This window comes from Shewanella woodyi ATCC 51908, from assembly GCF_000019525.1.
GTDB classification, from domain to species: Bacteria; Pseudomonadota; Gammaproteobacteria; order Enterobacterales; family Shewanellaceae; genus Shewanella; species Shewanella woodyi.
The window spans coordinates 4,988,605-5,012,006 of record NC_010506.1 but is presented as its reverse complement, the minus strand read 5'-3'; the positions used below and the strand labels follow the sequence as shown (position 1 = coordinate 5,012,006).

The 23,402-nt window shown below is 43.8% G+C and carries 16 protein-coding genes and 1 pseudogene; 7 read left to right on the top strand and 10 right to left on the bottom strand.

Features of this window, described 5'->3' with window-relative positions; translation table 11 throughout:
* Positions 1 to 270: 270 nt before the first annotated feature.
* The 5 genes and pseudogenes from SWOO_RS26325 to SWOO_RS21125 all read left to right on the top strand — a co-directional run.
* A pseudogene (locus tag SWOO_RS26325) lies at positions 271 to 669 on the top strand (ATP-dependent zinc protease family protein); the annotation flags it as partial.
* Positions 670 to 696: 27 nt separating this feature from the next.
* Positions 697 to 1,650 (top strand): 30S ribosomal protein S6--L-glutamate ligase, encoded by a 954-nt coding sequence (rimK, locus tag SWOO_RS21140; protein WP_229377448.1) that lies wholly within the window; start codon positions 697 to 699, stop codon positions 1,648 to 1,650.
* A gap of 235 nt (positions 1,651 to 1,885) precedes the next feature.
* On the top strand, positions 1,886 to 3,199 hold the full coding sequence (locus SWOO_RS21135) for a hypothetical protein (RefSeq protein ID WP_012326706.1): 1,314 nt from the start codon (positions 1,886 to 1,888) through the stop codon (positions 3,197 to 3,199).
* 8 nt (positions 3,200 to 3,207) lie between these two features.
* Complete coding sequence (locus tag SWOO_RS21130) at positions 3,208 to 3,621, top strand: hypothetical protein (RefSeq protein ID WP_229377259.1); 414 nt, start codon at positions 3,208 to 3,210, stop codon at positions 3,619 to 3,621.
* Positions 3,608 to 5,239: a GGDEF domain-containing protein gene (locus SWOO_RS21125; protein ID WP_012326704.1), complete on the top strand. Its 1,632-nt coding sequence runs from the start codon at positions 3,608 to 3,610 to the stop codon at positions 5,237 to 5,239. The genes SWOO_RS21130 and SWOO_RS21125 overlap by 14 nt, the downstream gene beginning before the upstream one ends.
* A gap of 93 nt (positions 5,240 to 5,332) precedes the next feature.
* Here the strand turns inward: SWOO_RS21125 and SWOO_RS21120 are convergent, their stop codons facing one another.
* Together SWOO_RS21120 and SWOO_RS21115 are read right to left on the bottom strand one after the other, a co-directional pair.
* The gene (locus tag SWOO_RS21120; RefSeq protein WP_012326703.1) at positions 5,333 to 5,593 is read right to left on the bottom strand and encodes a DUF5062 family protein; all 261 of its coding nucleotides are present in this window, start codon (positions 5,591 to 5,593) and stop codon (positions 5,333 to 5,335) included.
* Between the two features lie 124 nt (positions 5,594 to 5,717).
* On the bottom strand, positions 5,718 to 6,743 hold the full coding sequence (locus SWOO_RS21115; protein WP_012326702.1) for an AraC family transcriptional regulator: 1,026 nt from the start codon (positions 6,741 to 6,743) through the stop codon (positions 5,718 to 5,720).
* A gap of 169 nt (positions 6,744 to 6,912) precedes the next feature.
* On the opposite strand from SWOO_RS21115, the gene SWOO_RS21110 reads away from it, so the two are divergent.
* Entirely contained in the window at positions 6,913 to 8,259 is a 1,347-nt protein-coding gene (locus SWOO_RS21110; RefSeq protein ID WP_229377258.1) for a hypothetical protein, read from the top strand.
* 234 nt (positions 8,260 to 8,493) lie between these two features.
* Positions 8,494 to 10,890, top strand: a complete 2,397-nt coding sequence (locus tag SWOO_RS21105) for a helix-turn-helix transcriptional regulator (protein WP_041417820.1) — start codon at positions 8,494 to 8,496, stop codon at positions 10,888 to 10,890.
* Between the two features lie 80 nt (positions 10,891 to 10,970).
* On the opposite strand, the gene SWOO_RS21100 is transcribed toward SWOO_RS21105, so the two are convergent.
* From SWOO_RS21100 to SWOO_RS21065, 8 genes are all read right to left on the bottom strand, one after another.
* The gene (locus SWOO_RS21100; RefSeq protein WP_012326699.1) at positions 10,971 to 13,082 is read right to left on the bottom strand and encodes a TonB-dependent receptor; all 2,112 of its coding nucleotides are present in this window, start codon (positions 13,080 to 13,082) and stop codon (positions 10,971 to 10,973) included.
* 23 nt (positions 13,083 to 13,105) lie between these two features.
* Positions 13,106 to 14,188, bottom strand: coding sequence for a DUF917 domain-containing protein (locus SWOO_RS21095; RefSeq protein ID WP_012326698.1), 1,083 nt, complete (start codon positions 14,186 to 14,188; stop codon positions 13,106 to 13,108).
* A complete protein-coding gene (locus SWOO_RS21090; RefSeq protein WP_012326697.1) occupies positions 14,185 to 15,801 on the bottom strand; it encodes a hydantoinase/oxoprolinase family protein in 1,617 nt (538 codons plus the stop codon). The genes SWOO_RS21095 and SWOO_RS21090 overlap by 4 nt, the downstream gene beginning before the upstream one ends.
* A 192-nt stretch (positions 15,802 to 15,993) precedes the next feature.
* The gene (locus tag SWOO_RS21085; RefSeq protein WP_012326696.1) at positions 15,994 to 16,422 is read right to left on the bottom strand and encodes a nitrate reductase cytochrome c-type subunit; all 429 of its coding nucleotides are present in this window, start codon (positions 16,420 to 16,422) and stop codon (positions 15,994 to 15,996) included.
* Positions 16,423 to 16,448: 26 nt separating this feature from the next.
* Complete coding sequence (gene napA / locus SWOO_RS21080; protein WP_012326695.1) at positions 16,449 to 18,929, bottom strand: nitrate reductase catalytic subunit NapA; 2,481 nt, start codon at positions 18,927 to 18,929, stop codon at positions 16,449 to 16,451.
* 89 nt (positions 18,930 to 19,018) lie between these two features.
* Positions 19,019 to 19,270, bottom strand: coding sequence for a chaperone NapD (locus SWOO_RS21075; RefSeq protein ID WP_012326694.1), 252 nt, complete (start codon positions 19,268 to 19,270; stop codon positions 19,019 to 19,021).
* Positions 19,271 to 19,659: 389 nt separating this feature from the next.
* Positions 19,660 to 20,832, bottom strand: a complete 1,173-nt coding sequence (locus SWOO_RS21070; protein ID WP_012326693.1) for a lipocalin-like domain-containing protein — start codon at positions 20,830 to 20,832, stop codon at positions 19,660 to 19,662.
* Positions 20,832 to 23,354 (bottom strand): ABC transporter permease, encoded by a 2,523-nt coding sequence (locus SWOO_RS21065; protein WP_012326692.1) that lies wholly within the window; start codon positions 23,352 to 23,354, stop codon positions 20,832 to 20,834. The genes SWOO_RS21070 and SWOO_RS21065 overlap by 1 nt, the downstream gene beginning before the upstream one ends.
* Between the last annotated feature and the right edge of the window lie 48 nt (positions 23,355 to 23,402).

Genomic DNA, 23,402 nt, shown 5'->3' with positions numbered 1-23,402 from the left:
AATTAGCTGCAACTTAAGTATTAACTAATAAAAATACCTATCACTTTGATAGGTATTTTTTTGTCTGTAGTTGATGAAATTGGTCGTTTTTAGAGCAAAAAAAAGTGTCAGCAATAGAAAAAGTAATGAGTAAGCTAGATTTTTAGGTATGTTTAATTGGCTAACTATATGAAAATAGTGGGTTTAAATATATTAGAAATAATATCTTTGTAAAAATAGAAAACAGGTGTACTTTCTCGTTTTAATTAATCTATTCATGTAGCAAAAAATATGAGTAATAAAATCATTGTCGGTAGTGAAGAGTGGTGCGCTTTACCTGGTTTAGGTATTAAAGCGATTAAGGCCCGTGTCGATTCCGGAGCTAAAACATCATCTATCCACGCAATCAATATCTCAACCTCTAAGCGCGAAGATGGCACTTGGGTGAGTTACGAAGTTCACCCTCTACAGGGTGGCCGTAAAGTTGCCCTACTGTGTGAGTCAAAACTTATCGATCGTCGTGTGATCAAGAGTTCAAATGGCGAAACAGAAAAGCGCTATGTTGTACGCGAACAGCTACAACTTGGTGAGCAGAGTTGGGAGATTGAGCTGACTTTGACTAACCGTGCCAACATGGGCTATCGCATGTTGCTGGGTCGTGAAGCTATGGGCAGTAAGATCTTAGTCGATCCTTCGAGCACTTGCTGTTTAGGTGAGATGAGCGACGATGAAGCTAAAGAGCTATATGGCCATGTAGAGGTTCCTCGAAGTGGTCTTAAAATAGGATTACTGGCAAGTAATCCAAACTTATACAGTAACCAGCGCATTATTGAAGCTGGCCAGCAACGTGGCCACGAAATGTACTTCCTTAATGTAAAGCAGTGCTATATGAAGTTAGATGCATCTCAACCTGAGGTGCACTACCGTGATGGTCGGATCTTAAATGATCTTGATGCTGTTATTCCACGTATTCGTCCAAGTATGACGTTTTACGGCTGCGCACTAACTCGTCACTTTGAGAGTTTAGGTGTGATGGCATTGAACACCTCTGAAGCGATCACTCGCTCTAGAGATAAGCTGTTTTCTCTGCAGTTATTGCAGAAGAATAACTTAGATATCCCAACTAGCGGTTTTGCAAACTCACCAGCGGACACAACCGATCTGATTGATATGGTTGGTGGGGCTCCGCTGATTGTTAAGCTGCTTGAGGGAACTCAAGGTAAAGGTGTTGTGCTTGCTGAAACCCGAAAAGCGGCAGAGAGTGTGATCAATGCATTTAAATCTCTGAAGGCTAACCTGTTGGTTCAGGAGTTTATTAAGGAAGCACAAGGTAAAGATTTACGCTGTTTTGTTATCGATGGCAAAATTGTTGCGTCGATTGAGCGTACTGCGGCGCCGGGTGAGTTTAGAGCTAATATCCATCAAGGTGGCACAGCTTCATTGGTTCAGATCTCTCCTGAGGAGAGAAAGCTTGCGATTAAAGCAGCTAAAACCATGGGGTTAGAAGTTGCCGGTGTTGATATCATCCGCTCAAGTAAAGGTCCTTTGTTGCTAGAGATTAACTCTTCACCTGGACTTGAAGGCATCGAGACTGCAACGGGGATCGACGTTGCTTCAGCGATGATCGACTCAATTGAGAAAAGATTGGGCTGGAAAAAAGAGACAGCTTAAATAGTAAAAGCTGACTAAATGGAAGCAGCGGTTGAGATACCTTCTCATCGCTGCTTTTTTGTTTTCAGCTTCCCCAGTTTACCCTGTGAATAATCCCAATGAGCTTTTATACCAATCAGCATTAAACTATTTAGCTTCATACATTGCTGATTTAGAGGTAGATGTTCTACGTTTAATAGAGGTGGTGAAAGTTTGAATTTGAGTGTTGCAGATCTTGAGTGAATGAAAGTAGGGGATGAATATCAAATCTTATATTGCAAAGGTATGGTTAGCTAGGGGATGGATACTCTCTTTATCTCTGGCGTTATCTCTAACATCTATTCATTCACTCCAAGCTGAAGAGTCTGAGTTCGACCTGACTTTTAGCGGTTTCGGGACATTAGGAGTGGTGCATAACAGTAGTGATGCGCTTAAATTCCATAGTGAATTAACTGTAAAACCTGCCAGTAATACCTACTCATTTAATGCCGACTCCCTGATAGGTTTACAACTCAACGCAAGGCTTCCTAAGCGTTTTGATGCCGTGGCTCAAGTGGTTATTAAAGATAGAATAAGCAGTGAAGCGATAGATAGTCTGGAGTTGCTGTTTCTGCGTTATCGACCGAGTCGTAACTGGGCATTAAGGGTTGGGCGGACTAGCTCTGATCTTTATATGCTCTCAGAATATAGAAATGTAGGTTATGCCTATCTATGGGCTAGGCCTATTACTGAATTTTATGAGCTCTCTACCTCAATAGCTAAAATTGATGGTGTTGACGTCAGCTATGTTGCTAATTTGGGCGATGGCGTGTGGGAGAATAAGTTAGCTTATGGTCGGTCTCACTCGGTACTGAGCGCAAACGCCAATCAATTTGAAATTGATCTTAAGAATGTTGTCGTTTTTAGTTCGATATTTACTCAGGCTCCATGGTTATTTAGGTTAGCGATAACCGATGCTGAAGTTGATGAGGTTGATTTTGTCACTCAAAATCTTGTGGAGGGGCTCAGAGCGCTGCCACCTCAGCTTTGGCCTGATGCTGCTAGCATCTCTAATGTATTAGATGGGCCTAAAAAAGGAATTCAATATTATGCATTAGGTTTGCAATATGACAGCGATAGATGGGTTGTTCAGTCTGAGTTTAGTTTAACTGAATCTGATTGGGGAATTGTTCCACCTTACTATACTGGTTATTTAAGTGTTGGGTATCGTTTTGATAATCTTACTTTTTACTCTGTAGCTTCCTACTTAAATAACGTTGATGACCCTATATCGTTTAAATCGCCTCAGGTTCCTACGCAGCTGCTTCCCCCTGAAGTCGTTGGTCAGATCAATGGATTATATCAAGGTTCACAGTTTGCTGTGAATGCGGTAAGAGGTGAACAAAGAACTTACAGTTTAGGTGTCAGATGGGATCTGTACCCTAACACTAGCCTGAAGTTTCAATGGGATCATACAAAGGTTGATATGGCGGGTAATGTCTTATGGACTAAACCCAATTCAATGCCGCAACTTCAGGATGAAAACATCAATCTCTTTTCACTCAACTTCAGCTTTATTTTTAGCCTATGAAACTCTTAATGGTGTTACTCACTCTGATCTGCTTATTGCCTACTGTGGTAGCTGAAGAGCTACTGGTTGTGGTCAGTGAGGGGAGTCGGGTTGAATCCCTCACAAAGGGTGAAGTGGTGGATCTCTTTATGGGCCGTTATGTCACCTTTCCAAATGGTGATAAAGCTAGAGTATTTGATCTAGCATCTAAGTCAAAAACCAAAGGACAATTTTATAAATTGCTGGTGAATAGAACTGAGGCACAGGTGAATGCTTATTGGGCACGACTACTCTTCTCTGGCAGAAGTGTTCCTCCTGAGGAAGCGGATTCACCAGAGGCATTAATTACACAGATCCAGCAAACAGACTTGGCGATTGGTTATATCTCCAGTCAAGACTTAACAGAAGGTTTGAAGGTGGTTTACCGCTTTGAGACGTTTTAGCCGCAAGCTCTATTTTAAAGTGGCAGCAGCTATTGCTGTAGGAGCTGCAATTATCGCAGCTTTAAGCTCCTTCGCCTTTTATTTTGGTGAAGTGGCTAGAATTCAAGAGCGAGCCAGAGCAGACATTCATCAGCTAGTCAAAACGGTCGAGAAGACAGCGACAATTGCTGTTTATGTCCAAGATCAGGAGTTGGCTAAAGAGATTCTCACTGGTTTGGCGATGAATGATCTTGTTGCTGCTGTTGAGCTGGTGAGTGTTGCAGGTTTTTCTCTGGACTCAGGTTCTGGGTCACTCTTAAATTTAGACCATGTTGAGCAGATTAAGCTATTTCACCCCTTTAACGAGGCAGAGCAGATAGGTGAGTTAAGGCTGTTAGCCGATGAGGTGTATATTAACTATAACGCTAAAGGCTCAGCGGTGAATCAAGCTCAGATGCTAGCTTTGTTAACGGTCACAACAGCCCTGCTTGTTTCTCTTATTGTACATCAAACTTTAACCTCCCCACTTAATGAGATCACCGATAAATTTGAAGAGGTAGAGCCAGGAAAAGATATAGAGATTAAGGTTCCTAGATTCCATCACGGTGATGAGATTGGCAGTCTTGCTAAAGGGATAAACCGACTTATCTCTTCATTGAATAGCTCAATTGAGTCAGAGCGAGATATGAGGGAGAAAACAGAGGTGTTGGAGAAGAAGTTTAGGCTGATCTTTGAACAGGCAAGTGCGGGGATCTGTTTAATCGATGGCAACAACTTGCTCGTTACTGCCAATCCAGCCTTTCAGAGTATTCTTTTAAAAACCCACTCAATTTCAGATGCGATAGGCTTAAAGCTAACTGATTGGTTTCATAATCAAGAGCAGTTGGAGGCGTTTCTTTTAAAAATCAGACATGACAATAATTTGGACACAGTTGCTCTGGATTTAAAGTTGAAAACTCAGGCCGATAGTCGTGACTGTTGGGTACACTGCTTATTTTCAAAAGTGATGGACTGCGATAAGGAGAGTGGGCTGATCATCGAAGTCTTAATGTATGATGTGACAGAGCGAACGGAGAGAGAGGTGAGTACACGCTTTGAGGCCGATCATGATGCACTAACTCATTTGAAAAATAGACGTGCTGGTGAGCGGTTATTGAGGTCTTTGTTCAATAGAGCAAGTGAGAACAGTGAGATGGCTGTGATTCTGAATATCGATCTGGATAAGTTTAAAGCCGTTAATGATATCCATGGCCATGAAGCGGGAGATTCGGTGCTAGTTGAGGTTGGTAAGCGGTTAATGTCTGTATTTAGAAATGATGATATCTGCATTCGCTGGGGAGGCGATGAGTTTGTTGTTGGCTGCTATTTTGACACAAGCCGACTTGAGGATAGGGGCGAAGCTGCAATAGCGTCTTTGGGGGAAAAACTGGTTATGACAATGAGCCAAAACTTCTCTTTATCTGATGATGTGACAATAGAGATGGGAGCCAGTGTTGGTATCTCAGTCTACCCTCAACATGGTCGTGATTTAGAGCGTTTATTGACGGTAGCAGATCTAGCCATGTATCAGTCAAAACAAGCAGGAAGGAACCAGTACAGTATCTATCAGCCAGAGTTGTCGGCTCAAAATTTAAGCTAACAAAACTCGATAAAAGCTCTAAGCATTAAGCGTTGAAGGAGTGGTGCTATATCGAAGAACTATGGCAATTCACTCCCATTTTATATTTAGTTATTAGTTTAGTAGCTCATGATCCGCGGGCAGTTGACGAGTGATCCATAAAATCAGTTTATGTTTCATATTTGGCCCATCTTCTTTATCTTTTGCCAGAGGTTGAATAAGCTTATCTGTCACTAGTAAACGGTAGATGCACTCTACCTTATCTTTAGGTGAGATCCCCTTGTCGAAGTCGGCGAATCCTCTCTTCTTTGCATAGCCTACACCAATCTCCATCGCGAGTTTTAACAGTTGCGGATCGTGCTTACCTTGTTTCATATAAGGCTCCTTAATTGGCGTTTTAATCAAATTACCTTAATTCGATGAGATAGCAATAGTCATAATATCGATTGTTGAACGAGGTGGTTATTAAATAAACACCTTATGGCGTAGAGACTAAAAGTTATTTCTGTTTACGGTATTGGAGGGGAGATTTCTGGTACCAGCGTTTAAATGCACGGGTAAAATTACTTGGGTCTTTGAAGCCTAATCGAAAAGATATCTCAATAATTGCAACTTCAGAATTGAGTATGTATTTCAATGCAAGATCCTTACGGATGGAATCTAACAGTTCACTGAAGCTGGTCTGCTCATGTTTTAGCTTTCTCTGGAGGTTTCGACTGCTCATATGGAATGTTTTAGCTATGCTTTCTCGCTCTGGGTTACCTAGGCTCATGGCGATAACTATCTCTTTAGCAACCTTGCTGCTGAAGGATTGAGCCGAGAGCTGAGCTAGGTACTCCTCAACGGCAAGATCATTTTTCAGTGCTAGCGCCCTATTAGCTGAGGGAAATGGGATGTTAAGTGCTTCATTGGTAAAGTAGATACGATTACCATCAGAATTGAATTCGATTGGACAGAGAAACAGCGAGTGAAAGGGGCTAAGGTTTATGGGAGTGGCTCGCTCAAGTTCGAGCTTACTTGGTTGCAGTTGCCCATGACTTATCTGTCGCGATATAGAGAGGTTTGTTGCCATAAAGGCATCTATCGCCTCATCGGCATAGTGTTTTTCGGGTAAACGAATAAAGCAGAGTGCGGACTCTTTTTCGCCTCTCTCGATTTTCATCTCTAGCACATTGCTGATGATCTCATAGTAGCGTTTTACCCGCTCCCAAGCATCAAGTAGTGACTCACTGACTAGCAGCGAAAAGCTTAAAGCATTAAAACTGGTTGGCTGAACAAAATTAGCCACCTTTAGTCCTATGGATTCATCTCCGGTCGTCACCACTGCCAGTTGCCAAAGTTGTGTGACGAGCTTTGTTGGTATGCGAGCATTGGGGTCTTGAAGTAGTGTGGGGTTAATACCAACTTGCTGCAGTAATTCGCCACTTTCGACGCCGTAACTGTCTATGGTTCGGCAGATGGCAAGAGCCCAAGAAGATAGGGTGGTTGCCTCAGTCGGTACTGTTAACTTGTCTTCTAAAGTCATAAATCTGTCCCGATGTAACCATTAATTCACTCCTAGATAAGCTAGGTTACAAATAAACAGGCTTGATCTCAAACCCGCTCAGATAGTTTTAACAAAGTGCTGATTTAATCGTACCTGCAGGCGGCAAGCTTAATAAAAATGATAAATAGATGGGGAAGGGTGTATGGATATGAATAGCTTAAATTGGTTAGGAGGAAAGCGCTTCACACTTGCTGTTATCTGCGCTTCTTTGTCTGCAGTGCTGCTTAGTGGTTGTGATGATGACACTCAAGAGGTGGTTCAAAAGGAGGTGACACCGAGTCCATGCTTTTGGGTTGGGCCTTACAATATTGATCATCCCGATCGTAACTTTGCTTACCCAGATACTGGTGCTAACTACTGGCATGCGGGCTACAAACTGCCTAGTGGTGCTAAGTTGACACTCAATGGCCAATATCCCCATGCTAGGTACATGTCGCTAAACAGTTATCGCCTAGATACCTCTCCGGCATCATCTTTAACCGATCAGAACATAGTGCCAGATCTTGGATCATTTAATCCTTATCTGCAGGGAGCTGAGCGTCAACTTAGCCCAAGAGATTTCACCATTGAGATAGCCCAAGGTGAGCCTGATGGAGAGGAGGCCCCAAATACTCTCTATGATTATGTTGGAGCAGGTGATAAATCGGTACTTCTTTATCGCATCTATGTCACCGATGAGGGCCGTGATGGGCTTGGAGATGTCCCGCTTCCTGCTGTTGAATTGACCCTTGAATCAGGAGAGGTGCTCGTGGGTGAGCAAGCGTGTAGTGCTCTGCAGGTTGATGCTGATAACTTATCTATTCCTCTAGTTCCTGCACAAACTTATCAGCAGGTAAGGGCTAACCCAGCGGTAGAACCTGCCCAGAACCCTGCTGTTTGGAGAGCGGCTTATAATGGCACATTTGGTTTTCAATGCGCCTTCTTAGGTCGCTGTGACGGTATGCCTGAGCGGCAGGTGACCTTCTATGCCAATGCCGATAATCAATATGTCAGTACATTTCTGAATAATGATTTTGGTGCGGTGGCAGTGACGAGAGGAAAGCTCCCCTCTATTCCTAAAACGTTAATATCAGTGCCAACTTATGATGAGAGTGACTCTCAGTTAAGATACTGGTCTATATGCCAAAATGAGTATTACTCTCAGGCTGTTACCGCTTGTCTGTTTGATGAGGAGTTAACGGTGGATGAGGATGGTTACTTCACTGTTGTGACGAGTCTATTAGCCGATAAACCGATTAATGCGACTAATGAATGCGGGCATAACTACCTGCCTTGGACTGAGCAAGGTGATGGATTTGGGCGTGTGATTGAGGGAGGAGAGAACCGCTTGAATGAGGCGCTGCTTATTGTCAGAAATATGCTGCCGAAAGAGGATTTTCACCAAGCTATTCAAAATACTTCAACGCCAGGCGATGAATACGCCGTAATGGGAGATTATCTGCCAACTACAGAGTATATGTCGACAGAAGAGTTTGAGAGCTTAGGTTGCAAGTGATAATCATCAAGGTGTCTTAATATAAAGCCACCTGAAAGGTGGTTTTATATTAAATGTCGAATTAATCCAGTTAGTTGATAAATTATTATTCTTTGTCAAATATGAATGCCACATTCGACGTAATGAATAATTTTTACAGTCTGGGTTTATAGCTATTTTTATCTGGAGTTGACTGACTTTAGACTGACCATTAGTGTTTAATTATATATTTAGACACCTTCTTTGAACCGGGTAATGATGAGCCAGAACAGTGTTATTTTAAGAGCAAAGTTACTTGAGGATGCATTGCTGAAATCTTCAGAGAATACAGCTCTATTGGTAGCGCCTGTGGGGTTTGGAAAAACGACCTTGATATTGCAACATCAAGATAATAGCTCGTCGCTAAGCTATTACATTAATGGCGCAGATGAGCAGTGGCAAAGGCAAGTTGAATCAATCCTAGAGGAAGTGACCCCCGATACCACTGTATACCTTGACGACTGGGATCTAGTCGAATCAGCACACTGGCAAGAAGTTTTTGTTTTGCTTATCTCAAAATCGTGTCGTTTGGTTCTTGCTGGTCGTGGTATAAATTCTTTCAATCGTTTACCTGCTCACCTATTACAAACGTGTACGTTATTAGGATCTGAAAAACTGGCTTTGTCCTATAGTGATATTGTCTCTATCACCTCTTCAGATAGCCTGATCCCCCCCTCTCAAATTTTTAGTATGACACTGGGGCATCCTTTTTTAGTGAATCTTGCTATATCACTATCTCCCTCCTCTTGCTCCATAGCTGAACTTCACCAGCACTTAGTGCTGCATCCTATTTTGGGGCAACTGCTCTTGCAGGAGATCTTAGAGGGGTTAAGCGAGCAAGATAGCTCCAATGTTCGTTTACTCTGTATTAACTCTCAGTTACCTAAGCGACTTTTCATAGAGCCTGAACAGTTGTTAATAAGTGAACTACTTGAACGCTCATTCTCAGGTTTACATGTAAAGTCAGAAACCGAATGGACTTTATTGCCTGTTGTACGAGAACCGTTGCAAAAACTCTGTCTTAGAGAGGATACCACTGCGTCTCTACTCGCCTATCAGGCACTGGCAAAACGATATACTTCACAAGGTGATATTGTTAATGCTATTGGCCTTATGATGGCCTGTGGTGAGGTGAAGCTCGCTGTGTCTTTGCTGAGGCAACAAGGAGGACTACTGCAGTGGATCCGTCACGGTTTAGGGAATTTAGAGCTCATATTGCAGCAATTTTCCACTCAAGAGTGGTTTGCCTTTGATGAGGTCGCGTGGCTTGCTTGTATTGTAAGTTTAAAGCGAGGTGAGGTTGATAAAGCCAGAAAGCTGATCAATCGTCACTATCATCAAGATTCATTTGATTGGTCAGTGGCTGACGCGTTTGTATGTCTTTATGAAGGGTTAAATTTAAGTCAAAACCAGCGAGAGTTTTTCATTCGTTTGCAGGGTGATAGTCCAGTAATACTTAAAGGTGAACATCTACCTAACCATGATGGACTTAGTGCTTTTGCTGGTGCTCTTATCAATAATATTCTGCTTTTAATTGCAATCCAGCAGGGAGGAGTTGAAGAGGCTGAGCAGTATTTATTGGCTACTCGAGCTTATTATCAAAAGGAGTTAGATGCAGATTATGGTGAAGCATTTCTGGATATTCACCAATCTCATATCTCCATGTTGAAGATGGATGCGGAGTCTAGCTCAAGATATTTAACAAGGGTTTCAAGTCGAGTTCAGCGTTTATTTAGTCAAGATAAGAGCATTCGAGTTGCTATGTTTGCTGTAAAGCGTGAATTGGCTTTTTATAAGGGGCTGATCCCTTCATTAACTGTGATGGATAAATTAGTACGTGAAGTAAATCATAGTGAAGCTTGGTTTGACCTTTATGCTGCTGTTTATGCTCTAGCCGCTAAAACCGCATTACATCATAATAAGCCGGAATCATTGGTACAGTGGTTAAGGTTGGCAGGAGAGCATAGTCAAAAACATCGCTTAGCTCATTTAGATATACTGCTGAATTATCTAGCGCGTTTAGCATTAGTCAGTCAGTCACAGATAGAAGATAAATTTGCTGCATACATCTCTCCATTGCCAAAACAGCCTAGTTCTTTACCTTGGCGCTTGCAGCAACTACACCTTGAGTTAGAGATGTTGTTAGGCAGCCTGTCGAATAAACGATTAGAACAAGCGCTGCTCTTTTCAGAGTCACAAAAACATACCTTATTAGCGTGTCAATGTCGTTTGATGTTAGCGATTAATCGAGATGATGAAACTAAATTGTCCCAAGAGATAGCCATTGTCGAAGATAGCGGATTTCTGCAATTGATTTGGCAGCTACGGAGTTGGATCTCTAAAGATAGAGTGACCGAAATATTGAATAGGCATAATAGAACGCGTTTGATTCTAGAGCCTAAAAAGGAGGAGGGAAGTCGATTACTATCTATTAAAGAATCGGCAATTATGGCCCTTGTTTCTCAGCAACGTAGAAATAAAGAGATAGCAATTGAGCTGGATATTTCAGAACAAACAGTAAAGTTTCATTTGAAAAATGTTTATCGAAAACTTGGAGTTAAGAGCCGCAAGTTGGCTGTGGCTGTGTTGGCAGAAAACCTGCCTGAAGAATAAAAAGCTGGAAGCATAATGGCAATCAATATTAGCTTCCAGAAAGGGAAAAACATCCTTGTTTTTGATAAAGCAAAGGTCTTTTAGAATTTATATTCGACAGATGCACCAATTTGACGGCCAGGAGTATAAGCTCGAATAATGCCTGTTACGGTACCCAGTAACCCATTAACATAAGAGGCGTTGGTTGTGCTGTACTCATCGGTGATGTTTTCTCCGTAGAGTGTAAATCGCCAATCTTGCCATTCCAATGCAGCACTCAGGTTGACGAACTGTTTAGCACCAACCTCCAAAGGTTGTTGCGTTGTTCCAAGAAAAAAATCTCCTTGTGCTCGATAATCTAAACGGGTATTTAAAAGCCAATCTCTGCCTAGCTCTTTTTGATAGTTGAGCCCAAGGTTCAAAGTATACTTCGGGGTAGCTGGTGCCCTTTGCCCTGTGTCTTTTACTTTTGAGTCGGTATAACCCCATGCAGCATTAAATCTAAGATCTTCGCTTAACATGACAACCGTTTCTAGTTCCAAACCGCGGATCTCTGTTTGGTCTATATTTGAGGTTTGCCTAAATGGGGGAGTCGCAATGATGAAGGATAACTGCTGTTCGGAGTAATCAATGTAGAAAATTGCACCATTTATTTGAACACGATTGTTCCACCAGGTTGATTTTCCGCCCACTTCAAAATTTTGGGTTGTTTCGGCTTTTGTAAGATTACCTGAGTTATAAAACCCAGGTCTAAAGCCTTTTGCATAGGTCGCGTAGATCATGCTATCACTGTTAATATCATAGGAGAGAGAAACCTTTGGTTGGAAAGAACTGTCAGACTCCGTTAAGGTATCTTGTAGCTGGCCATTAGCATCTGGAAGTGGGACTATCTCCTGTTGTTCAGGTGTTTTAAAACGAGTGCTTTGGTAATCAACCTGATCATAACGCCCGGCTAACGTCAGCTCTAATTTATCAGTAATATCATAGTTAAGTTGTGCAAATACAGCTTTGATGGTGTCCTCTTTGACATCGACTTGATCGAATATTGAATCTCCGATAACACCTACAGTTGGCTCAAGTCGGATACGTAGTTGATTGAGACCATTACGTTTTTGATAGTAAGCCCCTGCAAGCCAGCGTAGATCGGAATCATTGTTTGAAGTCAGTTTTACTTCATGGCTAGTGACATCGAAGTTATCGACTAAATCTTGCAAGAATATGTTAGCTGAGCTCCAATCAAGATCGCCAATTAGATCTTGCTCTGCGTCTTGGTAGGAGCTAATCCAAGTGAATGTCATATTATCGAAGTCATAATCAAGCTTGATTGAGGCGTCTTTAAATATTTGGTTCTCTTTCCCTATAAAGCTTCGTTCTGGTCCTGAACCTGAAAAGTCATCTAGATCGGTTTTTTGAGCATCAACAAACTCTTCTCCTTTTGCCAATAGATCTTGCATCACTGCTCCCTGTTCATAGCTGGCGTAGCCTAATCTAAGATCGGCGCTAAATTCATCACCAAGATACTGCCAGCGGGTTTTAATCCGTTTGGTATCATTAAAGTCGAGATCCTCACCAGTCGATGAGTCAATCAATCCATCAGATTTTCGGGCACCAACAGAGACTAAGCCAAAGATGTTCTCACTAACGCCACCGCTTATATAGCCACTGACGCTCTTGTCATTACCCTCTGCATACTGAGCTTTTATTTTTCCAGAAAGTTCCTCTGTGGGGGCTTTTGTGATCACATTGATGGCACCAGCCATAGCTCCTGCACCATAAAGGGCGCCTTGTGGACCACGCAGTACTTCAATACGTTCAATCTCTCCCATATCTTGGTTGATGAAATCAGCAGATCCGACCTGAACTCCATCAACCACGTAGGTAACAGGTGGTAAACCTTGTTGGGTACCGGTAATTCCTCTCATGGTGATAAATGAGGCTCCTGCTCTGAAGGTTTTTCGGAAGATCACATTGGGTGTTAGATTGATGAAATCGTTAACTTGTTCAATGCGGGCAGATTCGATATCTGACTCACTGAAGGCGGTGACTGCATCGGGGATCTCTTGCAGTGACTCAGTGCGTTTACGGGCTGTAACTTGAATGACCTCAATACCTTGAATGTCTATGTTTTCTTCTGTTTCTTCAGCGTTCGCCCAAAGCATACCAATAGGCATCATGCTTATGCTAAAAAGTATGGGGTAGTATATTGTTTTCATTTTATCTCTCCATTTTAAATCTATTATTTCGTCGGTACCGGCAAATAGTCAGTGTCTAAACCAAAGCAGCGAGGGCCAAAAACTGCTAGAGCTTGCGGTGTACGCATTAGCTCAGGGACACTGGTGGCGATAACACAAACTCGTTGGCCAAACCTGATGGTTTCAGCCGTGATAGGTTCTGCATTTTCACTATCAACGACTGCTATAATGTCGGGTACAGTGGCGAGAAACTTGTCTTGGCTCTTAGCGCTTAGAAATTCATTTTGAAAGCTCAAATTGATCTCATGCTCTCCATCAAACGACTGCACTACACAGTGGCCGAAAGAGAATCCGTCCCTTGTGACCCGTTCAATATCGATAACTTTTCCCGTGAGTAGGGCTCTTGCAGGGGCGTAATAACTCGTTTGATTAAGGGCTGACAGTAAAGAGTGCACAGCATTATCGTCGCGACGACCCAAACGTATGGCTTGACCTAACTCCAGAGCGAGGGTCATGGTGCCGTGCACTCCCCATTTTTTAAGTTGCTTACCGTTAAGGGGATAACAGGAGAGCATGGCGCTTAATCCCATCTCACCGACAACGCTACGAGCAAACTTTTCAGCTTTGGCGGCGCTGTTGGTATCGATGACAACTTGATTGTTGTGTTCATCTGTCATGACAACAGGCGAAATTGCACAGCCATATACATTGAACGTCACCATCTCTAAACCTGGAAAGGCTCGGCCCATGCCATCGCAGTTCACTAAGGGGAGGCCAGTTCGTGCTGCTGCAACCAAAGGCAAACAAGAGTTAACACCACCAATCTCTATCGGCATTAAGGCATCTATGGGTTTACCTAGACGTTTTTCCATCGCCTTAATCAGCAGGTCGATATCATCGCCAGAGCAGGCCTTTTCAATCAAAACTGTCGGTGCACCAATCATTGCTACTGAGATAATGACGGCGTCATCATCGAGTTCTTGGGCTGAAATAATACGCGGTGCGCCATAGGTTTTAATTGCTTCTTCAGCAAGTAAGCGGCCAATATAGGGATCGCCACCACCACCTGCACCGAGTAAAGCAGCGCCACGGGCATAATCTTCCAAATTATTGAGCGTTAGGTTCATGAGCATGCCCTCTGGCTAGTTAAAAATAGTTGGCCAGTGGCACGAATACGAATTCGAGTAGCTTGACCTTTGATGTAGCTTAGCGGCATCTCCTGTATATCAAGTATTGATACAGTGTCAGGAATTGCCCCAGCGACTATGGCTGCTTCAGTGGCCAAATCTTTGGCCTGTTGTAGGCTCTCATTACGATTGAGCTCGTCATAATCGAAGATTTGATCGATATCACCACTGACCATGCCGATGCTGGCACCGATAGCGTTCGCGACTTCGGCATACTGTGGTCGGATGATTTTTGAGATACCGGAAGGGGTTTCATGGACTAAAATATGGCCGCCACCGACTAAGATCAGTGGCACTTTAACTCGGCTGGTTTTTATCTCGTCGATACCTTGGGAGATAAGCCGATTTATGGCTTGGTTAATAGGCGTAAGTTGAGCCGCTTTTAATCTTACGAGCTCAGGTTTAGCCTCATGAATAAAGGTTGGATCTCGTGTTAATGCGCAGTCAGTGGCGGTTAATATATCTCCACCAAAACTAATAGCTTTCTCTTTTAGTAGGTAGCCTACAGATTGTGGGCCAACAGTGCCTTTTACTGGGTCACAGATACTGCCACCTCCCAGCCCGATAGCGATAATATCAGGCATGCGAAAGTTGGTTCGCACTCCACCAATATCGACATGCATACTCGACTCTCGTGGAAACCCTTGTATCAACATGCCTATATCTGTTGTAGTACCTCCAATATCAGCAACAATGGCCTCTTGCTGTCCACTGAGAAATGCAGCGCCTCGCATAGAGTTTGTGGGGCCTGATGCGAATGTCATCACTGGGAATTGACGCACTGCATTAGCAGTCATCAAGGTTCCGTCGTTTTGGGTAATATAGAGCGGAGCCTTGATATTGAGTTTAGTCAGCGAGGTTTCAAAAGCGTCGACAACACGTTCTGCTAATTTCGCTAAACTGGCATTCATAATGGTGGAGTTCTCACGTTCAATAATACCGACTCGGCCAATTTCATGTGACATGCTTACTGAAATATTTGGGCAATGTGTCTGCAAGTATTGTTTTGCTCTTAGCTCAAACTCTTGATTAACAGGTGAGAAAATAGAGCTAATAGCCACTGATGTGAGTGAATTGGTTAAAATACTGTCAATAACAGTGTCTAGGGATGCCTCGCTAAATTCGCTGTTCACCGCACCATTGAAGTGATGGCCACCAGGAAACATGAAAACTTGCTGTTCGAAACTGTCGAGCATGGATTGAGGCCACCCCGTTAGAGGGGGCAATGCTTTGGCTGTGGGTGATCCGAGCCGTATAATCGCAACTCCATTGAGTTCACGGCGTTGGACAAACGCATTGGTAAACTGGGTGGTGCCTATCATACAGAAATCAATTTTGTCACTACTCAGACCCGCTTGTTGCAGCACTTCTGTTACAGCACTTTCAATTCCTTGATAAATATTGTCTGTGGTTGTTTGTTTAGTACTGGCGAGTACGTGATGGCCACAAATTAATACCGCGTCGGTGTTGGTTCCGCCAACATCGACACCAAGGCGTATAACATCATCGGTCAGCTGCTCTTTGTTTTGTTCAGTTTTTTGATTGTTGCTCATTTGATGCTTCCTTGTGTTTTATTTAACATATCAGAAGGCTTGATTTAAAAATGAGCAAAAAAGAGTGGTTTTAATCTTAAAAAGAGTAGTTATTTTTTAGGAGATGTTAGTAGTTAAGATTGTTAGCCTAGAGTCGGGAAAATATAAAACCACCTGAAAAGGTGGTTTTATATTAACAGTTTACTCTAGCATCTAGTTATTCGAAAAAGTGTTCTCGACCAGTGGTTGCTTGTTCTCAGCCATAGGAGCATGGCATTGAGAGCATGAGTAATATTGATTGTTCAGACTGCCTTTCTCATCTTTAACATGTGAGATATCGATAGGCGTTGCCTTACGCTTCTCAGCTTTATCCCAGCTATGACATGACATACAGCCATTTTTCTTCATGGTGATCTTATAATCCGCCTTATGGGGGATCATAGGGGGCTGGTGGACAAAATCTCGCTCAATTGACTTACCGCGTTTGGGATAGAGAGGCATCGCATCGGCGGCGCGCACCTCTGTGATCTCAGACTTTCCTAGAGAGTTAATATTGACCGGATCAGCTTGTGTATTGGTTTGCTGACCAGAGCAAGCACCCAGCGCCATGATAAGCGCCGCTGCAGTGAATAATTTCTTCATCGTTTGTTCTCCGCTATTTAGGCACATTAGGCTTTCATTACTTTGACGGGGCACTTCTTAAAATCTGTCTCTTTCGAGAGCGGATCCGTCGCGTCTAGTAAAAGCTTATTCACCAACTGGCGAGCATCGAAGAATGGCACAAATACCACGCCTCTCGGTGGCTTGTTTCGACCTTTAGTCTCGACCCGTGTTTTCACTTCACCGCGAGGCGAGGCTACGATGACTTCATCTCCACGCTTTAGGCCTCGGGCCTTGGCATCTTCTGGGTGGAGAAAGATTTGGGCGTCAGGGTAAGCGCGATATAACTCAGGTACTCGGGCTGTCATAGAGCCTGTATGCCAGTGTTCGAGTACTCGGCCTGTTGACATCCATAGGTCAAACTCTTCGTTTGGCTCCTCTGCTGCTGGTTCAAATGGCAGTGCGAAAATCACCGCTTTGCCATCCGGTTTACCGTAGAAGTTAAACTCTTCACCTGCCTTGAGGTAGGGATCGCCTTTCGAGAAGCGGCGCAGTGTCTCTTTGCCATCCACCACTGGCCAACGTAGGCCGCGAGTTTCATGGTAGGTATCGAAATCTGCAAGGTCATGCTTATGACCACGAGTAAACTGAGCGTACTCCTCATACAGACCTTTTTGCAGGTAGAAGCCAAAGTGATCAGACTCTTCGTTTAACTCACCCTTACAGTCCGATGTTGGGAACTTATTGACCTCGCCGTTAGCAAATAGCACGTCAAAGAGTGTCTTATCGGCATACTCAGGCTTCTTAGCGATTAACTCAGCAGGCCAAACTTCTGCAACCTTGAAGCGCTTTGAGAACTCAACCAGCTGCCACAGATCTGACTTAGCCCCTTGCGGAGCTTTCACCTGTTGATGCCACATCTGAGTACGACGCTCGGCATTACCGTATGCGCCCTCTTTCTCCACCCACATTGCCGTAGGTAGAATAAGATCTGCAGCCATTGCAGTGACAGTTGGGTAGGGGTCTGACACGACAATAAAGTTCTCTGGGTTACGGAATCCAGGGTAAATTTCATCGTTAATGTTAGGACCTGCCTGCATATTGTTGGTACACATGGTCCAGTAGCAGTTAAGTTTGCCATCTTTGAGCATACGGCTCTGAAGCACGGCATGGTAGCCAGGTTTTGGTGGTATGGTGCCTTCAGGAAGTTGCCACAACTTTTCTGATAGTGCTCTGTGTTTAGGGTTTTTCACGACCATATCTGCTGGCAGACGATGAGCGAAGGTACCCACTTCACGTGCGGTTCCGCAAGCTGATGGCTGGCCTGTTAGCGAGAATGGACTGTTACCCGGTGTGGCGATCTTACCCGTTAATAAGTGGATATTGTAGAGCATATTATTTGCCCAAACACCACGTGTATGTTGGTTGATGCCCATGGTCCACAAACTCATTACCTTGATGGATGGATCGGCATAAGCTTTGGCCATCTCTTCGAGTTTTTCAGGTTCTACGCCACTCATCTTGGCCGCGTACTCAAGGGTATAAGTGCTGACAAATTTTGCATATTCATCGAAGCTTATTGGCGCCGACTTTCCATTACCTGGATTCTTCGCTTTCTGCTCTAATGGGTGCTCAGGACGAAGGCCATAACCGATATCAGTGGTGCCTAGTGCAAATTTAGTGTGCTTGTTAACAAACTCTTGGTTAACTGCATCGTTTTGGATAATGTAGTTTGCGATGTAGTTAAGGATCACTAGGTCTGATTGAGGGCGGAAAACCATGGCGTTATCGGCGAGATCGAAACTACGGTTTTCAAAAGTAGAGAGTACGTGAACGCGACTCGTTGGACTGCTTAAGCGGCGATCTGACAGGCGAGCCCATAGAATTGGGTGCATCTCTGCCATGTTGGCGCCCCACAACACGAAGTGGTCAGCGGCTTCTAAGTCATCATAACAGCCCATCGGCTCATCAATGCCAAAGGTGCGCATAAAGCCACCTACCGCAGATGCCATACAGTGACGAGCATTAGGGTCGATATTGTTGGTGAGGAAACCCGCCTTGTGCAGTTTAGAGGCCGCATAGCCCTCCCACACAGTCCACTGACCAGAGCCAAACATACCGACTGCGGTTGGCCCTTTAGCTTTTAGAGTGTGTTTCCACTTCTCAGCCATGATATCAAAGGCGCTATCCCAGCTGATTGGGGTAAACTCACCCTCCTTATCGTACTTTCCATCGGTCATACGTAGAAGTGGCGTTGTTAGACGATCCTTTCCATACATGATTTTCGATAGGAAGTAGCCTTTAATGCAATTAAGGCCTTTATTAACTGGGCTCTGTGGGTCACCTTTTGTGGCAACGACTTTGCCATTATTAGTGCCTACCAAAACGCTACAGCCTACGCCACAAAAACGGCAGGGGGCTTTATCCCACTTGATGTTATCTTTCTGCTCAGCGGCTTCAACTATCCTCACTGGCAGAGTCACACCAACTGTGGTTGCAGCGGCAACGGCAGCGTTGGCTTTTAGAAACTCGCGACGGCTAATGCTCATGGTGTTCCTCACTCTTCTGTTTTCTTGCTTAAATTTATTGATGTTAGTATTAGATCTTATTATTGCTTTTCAGCTTGTTACTTCAGGGTTTACTCTGCTATAGGCTCCACTTGGTGATAGACCAGGCTGCTGTTGAGAACCCCTTCAAAGGCATTTATCGCTTCGACGTTATCTAAGATAGATTTTTGTGTCTTGCCCTCTAAGGTGATCACAAACTTACCTTCGTAGGTCACGGCATGAATATCCGCACCATCGAGTGAGCGTATCTTGGCTTCTACTTGTGAAACTTCAGCGGGTGCTGCGTGTACGACCAGACTGGTAACATGATATTCCTGACTCATCTCTGTTTTACCTCGACGTAGAAGTGACAGGCAGCAGTTGGGATTAGTTTTAGGAGCGCTACCTATCTAAGTTACTATCGAGTCTAGACCTTACATATTTTGTGGGTATACCTAGTAAGGGGTATCTGAGGTATTAGTCGATCAAGATCAATATTTTGTGCGTGATGGAGTTCACATTTTGACCTTTATTGTTTATATCGGCTAGAACACTTTGATTAATTGATAGATTAGTTCATAAAAAGCTTATTTAGTGAACGATTTTTGTTCGTTAGATAGGAGAGTTGTTATCCCCATGAAATATGATAGTTATTATCATTTAGAGGTAGTGGGATTGACTGGTGTTAATTTAAGTCAGATATGTTTAAGCCTGAGTCTGCTAGAACCTAAAGTTAGTATCCCGTTAGTTCCATATAGCCTTCACCTTGATGACTGCCAGATATCACCACTGGCCCCTCCCAATAACTGATGCTTAGAGGTATTTTTGCATCTGGATTCAAGGCCTGGGTTGTGAGTTGAATACTCTCCGAAGGGATATTAATTTTCCATGATATTGGATAGCGGCTAGTGTCTATCTGATGCCAGTCTAGCACCTCTATTGCTATCTCATCAGACCCAATGTTGCGGCCACTGCCATCGGCAAACATACGTCGACCACTGTAGAAACTAGTTTCACTGTCTGGCTCTCCCCTAAGTTGAAACAGCATCAAGGTAGATCCATCATCTAGCCTGAGTGCAAACCAGTCCCAGCCTGCTTGATCTTTATTTAAAAACTGTGAACTCCACTCTCTGTCTAGCCAGGCCTCTCCTGTCACTTGATGGGATTCACCCTGAAGGGTGACTTGACCTGAGACCTGAATAAAAGGCTGGCTATAGTAGTGTGAAGCCACTGAGCCATCTGCACTTTTAATGCTATAACCTTGTTCACCTTGTAACTGGTAGGGAGCATTAGCGTTTAAAGATAATTGATAACTAAACTGGTCGCCATCTACTGCGAGTGAGGCAGGAAACAGCTCGTCGCCTGTGCCTATCCAGCGCCAGTTATCGATTTTTATGGTAAGTGGCGCTGTTGATACATCCGCAAGCATTGGGTGCTGTCTGGACCACCTCTCTTCGGCGAAATGTTGCTCTTGTGTGGTGACAGCAGCATGAGTCATATAGAGCTGTTTGCTTACCCAGCTGTTTTTCTCAGACTGTTCATTTTCTGTCTTCTCATCTGAGGCAGAGAAGAGCTCTTCAGGCGTTAGCGCGATTCGAAATTGGGTCCACTGTAGGCCAAGTTTTTTCCCCTGCTCAGTCTCTAAATTAGCGGTTAAATACCACCACTCTTGACGAAAGTCATTGTGAGCTAAATGGTCTTGAGGAAAAGAGATAGCTCGGCTTTTCTCGACTGGAGTATAGGTTTGACCTGCTCCCTCTTGAGAGTGACCCATTAGCTTACCCATTGAAACGGCTTGCTCTGTGTTTTGCGCTTTAGAGCAGGCAAATAGCATAAAGCTTATGGTTAGAGCTAAGATGATTGCGGTGATATTTTTTCGAGTTATCTGTATCTGAACAATCGCCATTATAAAACCTCACTTTGTAAGCTGGAGATAAGTGGCTTTTTAGTCTGCTGATACAGAGGCAGCGCAACAGCAAATAAGCTTGCGACAAGTGCAAGGGCTACCACTTTGCCGTAGGCTAACCAGTCCCACTCCATGGCGATGCTCCAACCAAATGCTTGCAAAGTGACCTTATAGATCAACAGATAGCCTAATATCGCACCGGTCGGCAGTGCGACAAAGCAGGTAAACAAGACAATGATCCCCATCTGAATGAACACCATCTGGGTGAGTTGTACCCTGCTAACTCCCAATGTGTATAGACGAGCCATAGGCGCCATTCTGGCTTGAGTTAGCATAAAGCAGGCGCTAAAGAGACCGATAGCCGCGACAAGAAGAGTTAATGTATTGAGTACCTGAGTAATAGAGAAGGTTTTTTTAAACATGATAATCGCTTGCTGCTTTATCTTCTCTTGACTGTAGATCATCGCATCAGGGATGGAAAACTGTTCCTGTAAAGCCTGTTTTAATCTATCTGTTTTACCTTGATAACCCACCGCCAAACTTAAGGGGGTAGCTGGAAAATCCTGCTCTTTCCATACCTTAGGTGAGGTAATAATCTCACCATAAGGATTGCCATAGTCATAGAATATGCCGCCAACAGTAAAACGCTTACTTGGGATCGCAGCTAAGGTTAATTCGTCACCTAAGTTAATCTGGAGCTTGATGGCCAGAGGCTCACTTATCATCACCTGTGTACCTCTTTGCAGTTCAGGCCAGAGACTTTTGAGGGATGATTTTAGTACTGTGGTTTCCCTTAAAGAGACTTCATCACGGGTGACTAAGTTAATAGGTAGCTTCTCATGTTGGCTCCTTAGGTACCACTGTTTATAAACGGCATCGACACCAGCTTGTTTAGCTAAGAAGCTTTCCACCTCTAGCATCTGATCGGCGGCGGGTCTGATATAGAGTTCAGCATGTAAACGTGATTCTAACCACTGCTTGAGGGTCGTTTCGAAACTTCCTACTAAGGTATTCATTGAAATATTGGCGGTGAGTGCAAGCAGCATTGCCATCATGGCCAGAGAGAGCGGCGCGATTAACTCTTTAGTTTCCGCTATCTGATAATGCAGTAACCCTTTAAACCCAATCTTTTGCTGGAGTTTATTGATACACGTAAGCAGTAGGTTAACCATGATGGTTAAAGAGGTAGGCAATGCTAGTGGAATGGCGATGATAACGAGCCCGAGCAGCGCCATGGTATAGCGATAATCTTGACTTAAAGGCAGGAGTATACAAGCGATTGTGCCTAGAAAAAGCGCCGTGAATAGCTGATATTTTTGTACCTTAGCCGTATTGCTTATCTGGGTAAAATGGTTAGAGCTTCCCGATAAAGCTTGGCGGGTTAATTGGAGTAGGAGTGAGCTACATGCTGCAAGTGCAGCGAAAAGGGTTAAAGCAAATGCTTGAAACAGCCAGGACCACTGCCAGTTTCCAGGTAGAATTTTAGCGCCATAGAGCTGCTCAAGGGTGACTGAAACCATAGGTTGTAACCAGTGACTTAGCTGAAGACCTAAGATAAAGCCTGCTATAGACCCCAATAGTACTAAGATAGCCAGTTCTGTGAGCAATGCAGACATCAAGGCAGCTTTATTTACCCCTAGCTGTTGCAGCTGAGTGAGCAATCGTTGCCTCTTGAGTAAGCTGTACCTAACTCCGTTATAAGCGATAAATAATCCCACAACAAAAGCCAGTAAACTCATGGCTGTTAGGTTCAAATGAAAACTCTCAGTTAGGGCGGTGAGACTATCACCGTTATCACTTTCAATCAGGTTGCCGCGTTTGCCGAGCAGGGTTTCAAGCTGAACTCTCTGGTTTGAGACATCACTAAATAGCGCGATATAGCTTAGCTGCCCCGTCTGCTTGAGTATCTTCTGCGCTAAAGAGATATCCATTAAGATACTCGAACCTAATTGACTACTATCATCGAGAGCGACTATCTCAAGCTCTATGCCAGAGAGCGAGAATTTAGGCTCTTTATCGAACTGTTTAGCCATCGATTGGCTCATGATAACGATAGGAGTACCCGATAGCAGTTTCCCAAGTGGGATAGCTGTGGAGAAAAGAGCGGGTTGGCTGTGACTGTTCTCTGAGTTGGTTTGGCTGCTGTTATCACTGTTGCTCAAGGTTGAACTTAATGCAGCGATTAAATCACTTCCCTGTATTCGCCATCGTCTGTTATCTGTACTGGTGGCAACCCCTTCAATGACTGGCAGACTCTGGTTAAATCCAGCTGCGCGAATGTCGAAATAGAGTGACTCATCTAAGTGTTTCTTACCTAGGCTTGGGGTGATGTTCCATTTAGCTTGTTGGCTTAATAGCTCTGTGACAGAGCTATAGCTTTTAATTGCGTTTTCATTGGTGGCCCGCACACCTGTGAGTAGCATTACAGCCAATATGATGCCGATAGTGATCGCGCCAGCTTGGAGTGGGGCTTGACGGTAGTGACTGATAAAAACAGTGAGGCTCAGCCAGAAGTTATTCATCGATTAATGAGCTCGCATAATAAACTCGCTGCTGTATTTTTTGCTGTT